The following is a 12,524-nucleotide window of genomic DNA, read 5'->3' on the forward strand; positions in this document are numbered from 1 at the left end:
ACATATACTTGTATGTATGATAATATTAGCTTATACGAACAAGTTAGATGAGGTGTGCTATAAATGAATATTGGTAAGGAACCAAAGTATAAACAATTAATGGATTTTATTATAGAATATATAAAAAATGGTGATCTGAAACATAACGATAAGATTTTTTCAGAAAATGAACTAATGGAGAAGTTTAATATCAGTAGACATACTGTAAGAACAGCCATAAATAGATTAGTTAATGAAGGATGGTTATATAAACAGCAAGGGAAAGGTACATTTGTATCTGACCCATCAGCTCATTTAAAGAACAAGGGTAAACTAATTGGTGTTGTAATAACTTATTTAAAAGATTATATATTCCCTGATATCATAACAGGAATAGAAGAAGTATTGAGCGAAGAAAATTATAGTATTCTTTTGGGTAGTACCAATAATAAAATTGAAAAAGAGAGAATGGTTCTTACTAATTTATTAAACAATAATTTGGCAGGTCTTATTATTGAACCTACAAAGAGTGTTTTCCCTAATCCTAATAAAGATATATATCAGAAATTCATAGATAGAGGGATTCCAATCATATATATACATGGACACTATAACAATATATCTGCTTCTTACATAGAGGAAGATGACAATCTAGCAGGTTTTATGGCAACAGAACACTTAGTTGAATTAGGGCATAAGAATATAGGCGGAATCTTCAAGAGTGACGATATTCAAGGACATGGACGATATGAAGGATTCATAAATTGTTTAAGGAAGCATGATTTGCCAATCTCAGAAAAAGGAACCATGTGGTTTAGTACTGAAGATATTGGTACTTTCTACAAGGATGAATCATACAGTAAAATAATTATAGAGAGATTGAGGGATTGTACAGCAGTGGTTTGTTATAATGACCAGATAGCTCTTAGGATATTAGAGATATTTGATAAAGCTGGAATAAATGTACCAGAGAATTATTCAGTAATAGGTTTTGATAATTCTAAGATAGCTGAATCTGCAAAGCTGACAACAATTGCACATCCTAAGTCTGCACTGGGTTCCAAAGCAGCTAAATCATTGATTAAGATTATCAATAATCAAAATCTAGTTATAAAAGAAAAGATGAGACCAACACTAATAGTAAGGGAATCATCAAAAAAAATAAAATAATTTTTTTTAACCTAACTTGTACGTACGAATTACAGTAAAATAGTAATATATGTAAGTATATATTATTTAATATATAAAATAAAAAAAGAAAGAAGGAGATTAATGTGGAGAACATAAAAAAAATGGAAATATGGTTTGTAACAGGAAGTCAACATCTGTATGGGGAAGAAACTTTGAAGCAAGTTGCTGTTGATGCAGAGACAATAGCTCAGGGATTAAATGAAAAGGTTAATTTTCCTGTTTCAATAATCTATAAGCCAACTGTTACTACTAATGATGAAATCTACAAAATATGTTTAGAAGCAAATCATAATGAAAAATGTATAGGATTAATTACGTGGATGCATACATTTTCACCTGCAAAAATGTGGATAGCAGGACTTACTAACCTAAAAAAACCTTTTGTTCAATTTCATACACAATCTAACAGATGTATTCCTTGGTCAGAAATCGATATGGATTTTATGAATCTCAATCAAACTGCTCATGGTGGTAGAGAATTCGGTTTTATTGGAAGCAGATTAAGAAAAGAGAGAAAGGTCATAGTAGGTTATTGGGAAGATGAGGAACCAATACATGAATTAGAGACTTTCATAAGAGCAGCGGCGGCTTGGCATGATAGTAAACAATTAAAGATAGCAAGATTTGGTGATAACATGCGAGAAGTTGCAGTTACCGAAGGAGACAAGGTTGAGGCTCAAATCAAGTTTGGGTATTCAGTAAGTGGATATGGATTAGGTGATTTAACTAAACATCTTGAAACAATACAACAAGATGAGATAGATGCAATATTAAAGGACTATGAAGAAAAGTATATTGTTGATGAGAAATTAAAAGAAAAGGGTGACATGAGAGAATCTCTCATTGAGGCTGCTAAGATAGAAATAGCATTGACTAGATTTTTAGAAGAAGGCGGATTCAAAGCTTTTACTACAACTTTTGAAAATCTCTATGGATTAACACAGTTACCTGGTTTAGCGGTACAACGTTTAATGGAAAAGGGTTATGGATTTGGAGCAGAAGGAGATTGGAAAACAGCTGCTTTAGTTCGTTCTATGAAAGTCATGAGCTATGGACTAGAAGGTGGTACCTCATTCATGGAAGATTATACCTACAACATGGATAAAGATAATGAGATGGTTTTAGGTTCACATATGTTGGAAGTTTGTCCATCAATATCCCAAGGAACTAAGCTTTCACTTGAAGTACATCCACTGGGAATAGGTGGAAAGGAAGATCCTGTCAGATTAGTGTTCAATACTCCAGAAGGTAAAGCGATAAATGCTTCAATAATGGATATGGGAAGTAGATTTCGAATGGTAGTTAATGAGTTAGAAGTTGTCAAGCCACTTGCTGACTTACCTAATCTACCTGTTGCCAGAGTTTGCTGGAAGCCATTACCTGACATGAAAACTTCTGTAGCAGCTTGGATATATGCTGGTGGCGCCCATCATTCAGGATTCAGTAAAGCAATAACTACTGAACATCTAAGGGATTTTGCTTCAATGGCAGATATTGAATTGGTTGTTATTGATAAAGATACTGATGTAGAAGATTTCAAGAAAGAATTGAGATGGAATGATATCTATTACCATATAGGTAAAGGTATTTAATCATAAGTTGATATTTCATTTATCAGAAAGGGGATTAATATGAGCAAATATACAATTGGTATAGATTATGGAACACAATCAGGTAGAGCAGTTGTTATTGACGTTAATACAGGAGAGCAGTTGGGAGAGGCTGTTACAGCATATCCTGATGGAGTAATTGATGAAAAATTACCTAATAGTGATATTAAGTTAGAACATGATTGGGCTCTTGAAAATCCAGATGATTATTTATATGTATTGGAAACAGCAGTGCCAAAAGCAGTTGAAATATCAGGAGTAGATGTGAGTGACATTATTGGAATAGGAATCGATTTTACATCATGTACTATGATGCCTGTCAATAAAGAGGGGAAAGTTTTATGTCAACTTAATCAGTATAAAGAGAATCCACATGCATGGGTAAAATTATGGAAACATCATGCGGCTCAAGATGAAGCTGACAGGCTAAATGCTATAGCCAGAGAAAGAAATGAAGAATTCCTTAGTAGATATGGAGGGAAAATATCTTCCGAGTGGCTCATACCAAAGATATGGCAGATATTGAATGAAGCACCAGAAATATATGAAGCGGCAGAATATTTTATGGAAGCTACAGATTGGATTACAATGCAGCTTACAGGCAATCTAGTGAGAAACAGTTGTACAGCTGGATATAAAGCCATTTGGAATAAGCAGAAAGGTTTTCCCGATAAAGAGTTTTTCAAGGCTCTAGATCAACGACTAGAGAATTTAGTAGATGATAAGTTAACAGGTCCTATTGAACCAATTGGAAGTAAAGCAGGAGAATTGACAGAAGCTATGGCTGAAAAGATGGGACTTAGATCAGGTATTGCAGTTTCTGTGGGTAATGTAGATGCTCATGTTGCGGCTCCAGCAGTCAAAGTAGTTAAACCGGGCAAGATGCTTATGATAATGGGCACATCAACATGTGATATTTTACTAGGAGATAAAGAAAAAATAGTTGATGGTATGTGTGGAGTAGTAGAAGATGGAGCAGTTGCAGGGTATTTTGCATATGAAGCGGGACAATCAGCTGTAGGAGATATTTTTGAATGGTTCGTCAATAATTGTATTCCTGAGAGTTATATGCAAGAGGCAGAAGAAAGAAATATAAATATTCATAATCTACTAGAAGAAAAAGCCAACAAGTTAAAGCCTGGTGAAAGTGGTTTGTTAGCCCTTGATTGGTGGAATGGGAATAGATCAACATTAGTTGATACCAATCTTACAGGTATGTTTTTGGGAATGACATTGTTGACAAAGCCAGAAGAGATGTATAGAGCGTTGATTGAAGCTACAGCTTTTGGTAAAAGAATGATCATAGAAACATTCAGGGAAGCAGGGGTTCCTGTTAAAGAACTATATGCTTGTGGCGGTTTGCCTGAAAAAAATAGGATGTTAATGCAGATATATTCTGATGTAACTAATATGGAGATTAAGATTTCAGCTTCAAAACAGACTCCAGCCCTAGGTTCAGCTATGTTTGGAGCGGTTGCAGCAGGAAAATGCAATGGCGGATATGATTCGATTATAGAAGCATCAGAACATATGGCAAAGGTAAAAGATGAAAGTTATGTACCAATTGAAGAGAATGTTCAGATATATAACAAGCTATTTGCTGAGTACAAAAGATTGTACCAATATTTTGGTACAGGTGAAAATAACGTAATGAAAAGGCTTAAGAAATTAAGTCAATCTCTAACTAGGGAGGGATAATATGTTAGAAAAATTGAAGCAGGAAGTTTTGGAAGCCAACCTTGAATTACCCAAAAAAGGTTTAGTAGTCTACACATGGGGAAATGTTAGTGGTATTGATAGAGATAAAAATCTAGTTGTAATAAAACCTAGTGGAGTAAAATACGAAGATTTGACTATAGATAAACTGGTAGTCATTGATTTAGATGGGAATGTTGTTGAAGGTGATTACAAGCCATCTTCTGATACAGCAACACATTTGGAATTATATAAAGCCTTTGGAGAAATTGGAGGAGTTGCCCACACTCATTCTGAATGGGCGACTAGTTATGCACAAGCTGGTGTCAATATTCCACCACTTGGTACAACACATGCAGATTATTTTTATGGAGATATTCCATGTACTAGAGCTATGAGAGCTGAAGAAATACAAAAGGAATATGAAAAACAGACAGGTAAGGTTATAATAGAGACATTTGACGGTCATAATCCCATGGAAGTTCCAGCTGTACTAGTTAAGGAACATGGACCATTCACTTGGGGGACAGATGCTCATAATGCTGTTTATAATTCCGTAGTTCTTGAAGAAGTTGCTAAGATGGCAGTTAAAACTTTTACTATAAAAAATGATATATTCGCACATAAGATGAGCCAAGATTTGCTAGATAAACATTATCTAAGAAAACATGGGGTTAATGCTTATTATGGGCAATAGATTGTTAGTGTAATATTATATAGGATTGAAGAATACCAAAAGAAAGTTACTGTACTATAAATAGAAGCAGTAGCTTTCTTTGATTAGTTATTATGTCCTTTACATGCTACAATCAAAATTTCATTATCTTCAATTTTATATATCAATCTATGTTCATCTGTAATTCTTCTACTCCAATAACCTCTTAAATTGTATCTAAGCGGCTCTGGTTTACCCAATCCTATGTTTCCATTTCTATCAATATCTTTAAGTAAAGTGTTTATACGCTTTAGGATTTTTTTATCTTCAATTAACCAAGAGGTATAATCTTGCCATGCTAGATCAGAAAATACTTTATTCATATTATTCTACCTCTATAAGATTTTTCTTTTTTGCATGACCTTTTTTTAGTTGGTCTATGGATTTCATAATATGTTCGTAGTTGGTTTTATTACCCATAACGAATATATTCTCTAATAGATTGTTATATTCAGTTTCACTCATCATAACAACATTTCCGCCATTTTTGCGTGTCACAATAATAGTTTCAAAATCATCGTTTGCAATATCACAATATTCTTTGAACTTTTGTCTAGCATTTGAATAATTAGTAGCTATCATATTATAACCCCTTTCTTATGTACAATATATTGTACAATTACATTATACTTATAGTATATGTAAATGTCAAATAAGATATTAAATAAATATTATAAGATATAATATTTAAAGTTATAAATATAATTTTTTCGGTTACTGTTGTTCTAGAGTATCTATTTCATCACTAAAACCAACTCCAAAATATTCTATTGTGGCTATAGTATAATTTTGACTTAATTCTCTCATTAATGGACCAAAATTTTTTATAGGTATCTATGGGTTTTAGCATATTTGGATATGGTCATTCCTGTTATTTTTTTGAATATTCTACTAAAGTAATATTGATTATTATATCCAACATACTGACCTATCTCATAATATTTCATGGAAGTACTTGCGACTAATGACTTAGCTGTATCTATCCTAATTTTTGTTAAATATTCCATGATAGTATAGTTAGTGTTTTTCTTGAATAGTCGATTCATATAGTCATAATTAAAATGAGTTATCTCTTCAACAATTTCAATCGTTATATTCTTGGGGTAATTCTTATTGAGAAAAAATATTAGATTGGAAATAGTATGGTATGTATTCTTATTCTCATTATCCTCAATACACGAATTAATATAAGCTTTTGCATATAGTATAAGTATCTCATTGAAGATACATGAAATCTGAAGCTTATAGTATTCGGTTTTGGAAAAGATTATATCTAGTGCTTTATCTAGGAGATTAAATATATCATTACACAAGTTACCAATATTACATAATGTGGGGATATATATATTAGAATCCTCATCTTCGTAGGTGGACCAGATAGAACTGGATATCCAACGCTTTCTGATATCTTTCATTAAATCATTAATCCTACCATTGCTAATATTAACATTAGCAATATTAGCATGTTCAAAATGTATGTAATAGTAGCTGCAAGGGGCTTTTTTATATCCAGTGTGAAATAGTCCTTTTTCTATAAAGATAGCATCATTTTCTTTTAAATGATAATTCTTTTTGTCTACAGTTAAGTATAAATCTCCAGTTTTTATTATATACATTATATATTCATCAGAGACTCTTTCAAAATGAGACCAAGGGGTGACATAATTAATGAAACCCATATTTATTGTTTTTGGCAAGATATTTGTTTTAATTTTGAACATAAGAATCACCTCCATATTTTAAGTCGAAATAGGATAAAAGATACGATTTTGTTTATTTTATTATAGCACATTGTTTGCTACAATACAGTTGTATTTAAAAAAGAATAATATTTTATAATTATTTATTAATATCCTGTTAACTAAGTATTTTACAGGGTTTTAGGTCAAGGATATTAACTAAATATTAGAAAGGAGAGGTGTAAAATGAAAAATAAAATTAGAATGGGAGTAATAGGATTAGGACAAATTTCTGATACTCATATTAATGGTATTGTTGACAGCCATGGGGGAGAAGTTGTAGCATTATGTGATGTAGATGAAATTAGGCTAGAAGAGTATAGTCATAAACTTAATATCAATAATAACATGTGTTACAGGAATTATAAGGAAATGATTGATGATAAGAATGTAGATGCGGTGTCCATATGTACTCCCAATGATACTCATTTTGACATTGCTAGGTATGCTATAGAGAAAAACAAACCTTTTGCTTTAGAGAAACCTATAACATTGAACAGGGAACAGGCAAAAATACTATGTGACATGTGCTATAGTAAAAATGTTAATCATATGGTATGTTTTTCGTACAGGTTCAAATCAGCAGCAAGATATGCCAGATATTTAGTTCAAAGTGGTTTTATTGGTAAGATTCGCCATGTGTATGGAAGTTATTATCAATCATGGGCTAATTCTAAGGAGATACCACTATACTGGAGATTCAACAAATTAAGAAGCGGTTCTGGTACATTAGGCGATATAGGTTGTCACATGATAGACTTGATTTCATTTATTGTAGGAGACATAACAGAAGTCTCAGGGGATAGTGGTACTTTTATAGAATCCAGACGTGAACAAGATGGTGATAAAATGTTACCAGTAGATGTTGATGATTATTTTAATGCACTTATCAAGCTTGATGACAATATATCTGGGACAGTTACCAGCTCACGTTTTGCATATGGTAGAGGGAATTACCAATCACTGGAGATATATGGCGAGAAAGGCGCATTGAGATATAATCTTGAAAAAGAGGATACTTTAGAAATGTGTTATAGCGATGTTATGGCAAGAGGCTGTCACTTTGTAGAGGTCACTATTCCAGATGAATTCAAAATGAGTCAAATGCAGCAATTCATTAATATAATCAATGGAAAAGGTGACGGTTTAGCTGGTAACTTAAAAGATGGTTATATCAATCAAGTGATTCTAGATACTATGTTACAATCTGACAAAGAAAGAAAATGGATAAAGATTAATTATTAGGAGGATAATGATGGAAAATATCAAAGTAACTATTTGGAATGAATTCAGACATGAAAAAAGTGATGAAGAAGTAAGAAAAGTATATCCTAATGGAATACATGAAGAACTAAAAAAACAGCTAGGTGTAGATAAACAATTAGTAATTAGAACTGCTACACTTGATGAACCAGAAAATGGACTTACAGATGAGGTATTAAATGATACAGATGTATTATTATGGTGGGGACATATGAGCCATGAAGAAGTTTTGGATGAAGTTGTTGAGAAGGTAAGACAGAGAGTGCTACATGGAATGGGACTCATAGTATTGCATTCAGGACATGGTTCAAAAATTTTTACAAAACTATGTGGAACCAATACTGGAGAGTTAAAATGGAGAGAACAAGGAGAAAAAGAGAGATTATGGGTAGTTGATTATTCTCATCCAATAGTTGAAGGAATTGGAGAATACATAGAATTAGAGCATGAAGAGATGTATGGAGAACCTTTTGGAATACCAGCACCTGATGAACTTGTATTCATAAGTTGGTTTGCAGGTGGAGAAGTATTCAGAAGCGGTGTAACTTATAAAAGAGGATTAGGTAAGATATTCTATTTCCGTCCAGGACACGAATCCTATCCAACTTATAAGAACGAAGCTGTCATCAAAGTAATCAAAAATGCTGTGAAATGGGCTAAACCATTGAATTATCCAAAATCAGTAGTGGGAAATACTAAGCCTTTGGAAGAGATTTAATCAAGTTAGAAAAATTGAATAAATAATAAAAAAACCTCTTTAACAAGATATAAAATCGATTTTTGTTAAGGAGGTTTTTATATACAGATATTAACCAAGTTCTTAATGATTTTTTATATTTCAAAATCTCATAGAATACCTTTAAGAAATTTAATTACATAAAAACATAAAAAACTATGAAATAATATTGCATAATTCTATAAAAGTATATATAATAAAACTTAACAATAGAAAAAAGGCGAAAGACAGCAAGCATCTTATTAAGAAATGATTTACAAATCATCATTATATAATATAATAAATATATAAGACATATGAAAATCACATTGAAGGTGCAAAAAAACTTAATTAGAAAGAGTGATATTATGGGTTGTTTATCAATAATTAATCAGTTATCTGAAGAATTTACTGTTTCAGAGAGTAAAATATCTAATTATATACTTAAGAACACTAACAAAGTATTGGGATTGAATGCCAATGAACTTGCAAAAATAAGTAAAGTATCGCCTGCATCTGTTGTGAGATTTACTCGTAAACTAGGATATGACAGCTATAGTGAGATGATGATACAGCTTGCTAGAGATGTTGAGTCTCAAAATAGTGAATATCTAGACTTTCTTTTACATTCAGATGATAGTTTTGAAGAGATGACTAAAAAAGTTATGCTAAACATTACATCCACATTAAATGAGACATATAATTTGCTGAAACCTAAACAATTAGAAGCTGCAATTGATGTTTTGAGAAAAGCCGAAACCATATATCTATTTGGAATAGGTGCCTCAGGTATCGTAGCAGAGGACATGCTTCAAAAACTCGTAAGAATAAATAAAAAATGTGTATATTATCCAGACTATAACCTTGGAGTAGCCAGTTCTGTTCATATTACTGATAAGGATGCAGTTGTTGCATTTTCATATGGTGGCAAAACAAAGGAAGTGAATATAGCAGTGCAGACTGCTAAGAGTAAGGGTGCTAAGTGTATAGCTGTTACCAAATGCGGAAAATCACCTTTATCATCTATAGCAGATATGTGTTTGCTTTTACCTAATAGAGAAAATGAAATAAGAATTGGAGCAGTACAATCTAGATATGCTCAATTATTTATTGTAGACTTGTTGTTTGTTGGAGTAGTAAAAGATAACTTTGACAAGAATGAGGAGTATCTACAAAAAACAAGAGAAATAATAGCTAGGTTAAGATTATAAATTAAAAATATTATTACCCTGCAGACAGGAATTTACAGCTTGTGCAGGGTAATATTATTAATAAATATTGAAATAATATTTCATATAATACAAATAAAGGTTGAAATCAGATTCTATATATTATATAATAAATATACTAGAAATATTCAAAATAATAACTTGTGTTAGGATTAAAGGTGATATTTATATGCAATATATTATAGGAGTTGATGCAGGAGGCACCAAGACAAGTTGTGAAGCTTACAGTCTTGAGGGCAAACTTCTATCTAGTGCAACTAGTTCTTTTGGAAGTGTTGTTGTAGATAAGAAAGAAGCTCTTAGGAATATTAAAACAGGAATAGATGAATGTAGGGATTCATTGACAGCTTCAGAATGTAAAGGGATTGTAGTTGGTGCAGCTGGTGCTGAAACAGGCAATGCATTAGAAGAGATAGAATCTTATCTGAGTAAATATTACGATACAAAAATTATTGTAACTAATGATGCAAAATTAGCTATGTATGGTTATTTAGAAGGAAAAGATGGAATATTACTTATTTCTGGAACAGGTTCAATTGGTTATGGAAAGAAAGGCAACATTATAGAAAGATGTGGTGGCTGGGGACATTTAATTGATGATAAAGGCAGTGGATATCATATTGCAATGGAAGCTATAAGATGTATTGTAAAAGAGCGAGATGAAAGAAGAGAATTCAGTAATCTAAGTGATAAGATATTAAAACATATGGGCATTGACAAAATAAAATATCTTATTGACTTTGTTTATAATTCTCCAAAAGGGCAAATTGCTTCCATAGTTCCTATAATATTGAATGAAGCTGAAAAAAATGACAAAACAGCTATAGACATCTTAGTAAGGGCAGGGCAACATTTGTTTGATATAATAAAGACTTTATACAACTCTATGAATTTCAGTAATGGTTACGTAACATTTTCAGGAAGTATCATGAAGATACCACTTGTCAGAAATACTGTTATTCATAGAATGAAAAACGAGTTACCTAATTTACGATTACTAGAAAAACAATGTTCTCCTACTATTGGAGGATATTACATATTTATTGAAGAGAGTTCTATCTAGCCTTGGAGGAGTTATAAAAATGAACATTAAGGTTAAAAACGGAATAGACAATATTAATAACATAAATAATTTATTAAAGGGTAAAAAAATAGGGCTTATAACTAATCCAACAGGTGTAGATAAGAATTTAGAGGCAACAATCGATATTATTGACAGGGACTATAATCTTTGTTGCCTCTATTCTCCAGAACATGGAGTAAGAGGGAATGTACAAGCAGGTGCGAAAGTTGAATCATATATGGATGAAGATACCAATATACCTGTATATTCTTTATATGGTAAGAATAAGCGTCTTTCCAGCGAAATGTTAAAAGATATAGATATCGTCATATTTGATATCCAAGATGTAGGAGCTAGATTTTATACATATCTATATACAATGACATATGCTATGGAAGGGTGTAGGGAAAAAGGAATACCTTTTGTAGTTTTAGATAGAATCAACCCATTAGGCGGAACTAAAGTTGAGGGAACTTTATTAGATGAGAGATTTCAATCTTTTGTAGGAAAATATTCTATGCCTACAAGATATGCTTTGACTATAGGGGAGTTTGCTAAACTTATAAATGAACAGAAAAAAATTGATTGCGATTTGACAGTTGTGCCTTGCACAGGGTGGAAGAGAGAAATGTATTATGATGAAACAGACCTGCAGTGGATCATGCCATCGCCTAATATACCAACAATCCAATCTGCATTGGTATATATAGGTACCTGTGTTTTTGAGGGAACTAATGTTTCAGAAGGGAGAGGGACAACGAAACCTTTTGAAATAATAGGGGCACCTTGGCTTGACACTAAAAAAGTTATTCATGCCATGAATGAAAAAAGATTGAAAGGTGTCAAATTCAGACAAACGTATTTTAAGCCAACTTTCTCTAAATATAAGGATATGGACTGCAAAGGAATACAGATACACGTAATGGACAGAAATAGTTTTGAACCTTTTAAGACAGGTTTATACTTATTGGATGAGATTAAAAATAGCAACAAAGAATTTGAATGGTTAAAACCTTTCAAAGAAGGTGGACATCATTTCATTGATCTTCTGCTTGGAACAGATGAAATAAGAAAAAAAGAATTTGATGCAGAAGAATTTATTGAAAAACAGAGAAAAAAGATTATGGATTTTGATAAAGTACTAAAGAAATACTATCTTTATCGTTAAGGGAATAATCCATATGACATTGCTTAAGAACCTTATAATTAAGGTTCTTTTTTTATGCTTTGATAGCTTCATTCTATATATTGAATAATAATCAATAGCTATGGCTAATTAGAAGTAATAATATATCTAGTATTGATATATATCGAATATTGATATA

The 12,524-nt window shown here is 31.9% G+C and carries 12 protein-coding genes; 9 read left to right on the plus strand and 3 right to left on the minus strand.

All coding sequences use genetic code 11. The annotated features are described in order from the left end of the window. Positions 1-63 precede the first annotated feature (63 nt). From HYG85_RS13635 to HYG85_RS13650, 4 genes are all read left to right on the plus strand, one after another. Positions 64-1,149, plus strand: coding sequence for a GntR family transcriptional regulator (locus tag HYG85_RS13635; protein ID WP_212690130.1), 1,086 nt, complete (start codon positions 64-66; stop codon positions 1,147-1,149). Between the two features lie 104 nt (positions 1,150-1,253). Beyond that, positions 1,254-2,762: an L-arabinose isomerase gene (gene araA / locus HYG85_RS13640; RefSeq protein WP_212690131.1), complete on the plus strand. Its 1,509-nt coding sequence runs from the start codon at positions 1,254-1,256 to the stop codon at positions 2,760-2,762. Between the two features lie 39 nt (positions 2,763-2,801). Then, a complete protein-coding gene (locus HYG85_RS13645) occupies positions 2,802-4,478 on the plus strand; it encodes a ribulokinase (RefSeq protein WP_212690132.1) in 1,677 nt (558 codons plus the stop codon). 1 nt (position 4,479) lies between these two features. Beyond that, a complete protein-coding gene (locus tag HYG85_RS13650) occupies positions 4,480-5,172 on the plus strand; it encodes an L-ribulose-5-phosphate 4-epimerase (protein ID WP_212690133.1) in 693 nt (230 codons plus the stop codon). Between the two features lie 83 nt (positions 5,173-5,255). Here HYG85_RS13650 and HYG85_RS13655 read toward each other — a convergent pair whose 3' ends face one another. The 3 genes from HYG85_RS13655 to HYG85_RS13665 form a co-directional block, all read right to left on the minus strand. Next, a complete protein-coding gene (locus HYG85_RS13655) occupies positions 5,256-5,513 on the minus strand; it encodes a Txe/YoeB family addiction module toxin (protein ID WP_113673461.1) in 258 nt (85 codons plus the stop codon). Between the two features lies 1 nt (position 5,514). Next, the gene (locus HYG85_RS13660) at positions 5,515-5,772 is read right to left on the minus strand and encodes a type II toxin-antitoxin system Phd/YefM family antitoxin (protein ID WP_113673462.1); all 258 of its coding nucleotides are present in this window, start codon (positions 5,770-5,772) and stop codon (positions 5,515-5,517) included. Positions 5,773-6,014: 242 nt separating this feature from the next. After that, entirely contained in the window at positions 6,015-6,911 is an 897-nt protein-coding gene (locus HYG85_RS13665) for an AraC family transcriptional regulator (RefSeq protein ID WP_212690134.1), read from the minus strand. 204 nt (positions 6,912-7,115) lie between these two features. Here HYG85_RS13665 and HYG85_RS13670 point away from each other — a divergent pair, with 204 nt between their 5' ends. The 5 genes from HYG85_RS13670 to HYG85_RS13690 all read left to right on the plus strand — a co-directional run bounded on the left by HYG85_RS13670 (position 7,116) and on the right by HYG85_RS13690 (position 12,367). Then, on the plus strand, positions 7,116-8,174 hold the full coding sequence (locus HYG85_RS13670; RefSeq protein WP_212690135.1) for a Gfo/Idh/MocA family protein: 1,059 nt from the start codon (positions 7,116-7,118) through the stop codon (positions 8,172-8,174). A gap of 10 nt (positions 8,175-8,184) precedes the next feature. After that, positions 8,185-8,910, plus strand: a complete 726-nt coding sequence (locus HYG85_RS13675; protein WP_244971194.1) for a ThuA domain-containing protein — start codon at positions 8,185-8,187, stop codon at positions 8,908-8,910. Positions 8,911-9,275: 365 nt separating this feature from the next. Continuing rightward, on the plus strand, positions 9,276-10,118 hold the full coding sequence (locus HYG85_RS13680) for a MurR/RpiR family transcriptional regulator (protein ID WP_113674098.1): 843 nt from the start codon (positions 9,276-9,278) through the stop codon (positions 10,116-10,118). 187 nt (positions 10,119-10,305) lie between these two features. Continuing rightward, positions 10,306-11,199: an N-acetylglucosamine kinase gene (locus tag HYG85_RS13685; protein WP_212690136.1), complete on the plus strand. Its 894-nt coding sequence runs from the start codon at positions 10,306-10,308 to the stop codon at positions 11,197-11,199. A 19-nt stretch (positions 11,200-11,218) separates the two neighbouring features. Further along, entirely contained in the window at positions 11,219-12,367 is a 1,149-nt protein-coding gene (locus HYG85_RS13690; RefSeq protein WP_212690137.1) for an exo-beta-N-acetylmuramidase NamZ family protein, read from the plus strand. Positions 12,368-12,524 lie beyond the last annotated feature (157 nt).

The sequence above is a fragment of the Vallitalea guaymasensis genome, assembly GCF_018141425.1.
GTDB lineage: Bacteria > Bacillota > Clostridia > Lachnospirales > Vallitaleaceae > Vallitalea > Vallitalea guaymasensis.

Coding starts and splice junctions, on each gene's coding strand:
- HYG85_RS13635 (WP_212690130.1), top strand. CDS start 64: ATGAATATTGGTAAGGAACCAAAGTATAAACAATTAATGGATTTTATT.
- HYG85_RS13645 (WP_212690132.1), top strand. CDS start 2,802: ATGAGCAAATATACAATTGGTATAGATTATGGAACACAATCAGGTAGA.
- HYG85_RS13650 (WP_212690133.1), top strand. CDS start 4,480: ATGTTAGAAAAATTGAAGCAGGAAGTTTTGGAAGCCAACCTTGAATTA.
- HYG85_RS13655 (WP_113673461.1), bottom strand. CDS start 5,513: ATGAATAAAGTATTTTCTGATCTAGCATGGCAAGATTATACCTCTTGG.
- HYG85_RS13660 (WP_113673462.1), bottom strand. CDS start 5,772: ATGATAGCTACTAATTATTCAAATGCTAGACAAAAGTTCAAAGAATAT.
- HYG85_RS13665 (WP_212690134.1), bottom strand. CDS start 6,911: ATGTTCAAAATTAAAACAAATATCTTGCCAAAAACAATAAATATGGGT.
- HYG85_RS13670 (WP_212690135.1), top strand. CDS start 7,116: ATGAAAAATAAAATTAGAATGGGAGTAATAGGATTAGGACAAATTTCT.
- HYG85_RS13675 (WP_244971194.1), top strand. CDS start 8,185: ATGGAAAATATCAAAGTAACTATTTGGAATGAATTCAGACATGAAAAA.
- HYG85_RS13680 (WP_113674098.1), top strand. CDS start 9,276: ATGGGTTGTTTATCAATAATTAATCAGTTATCTGAAGAATTTACTGTT.
- HYG85_RS13685 (WP_212690136.1), top strand. CDS start 10,306: ATGCAATATATTATAGGAGTTGATGCAGGAGGCACCAAGACAAGTTGT.
- HYG85_RS13690 (WP_212690137.1), top strand. CDS start 11,219: ATGAACATTAAGGTTAAAAACGGAATAGACAATATTAATAACATAAAT.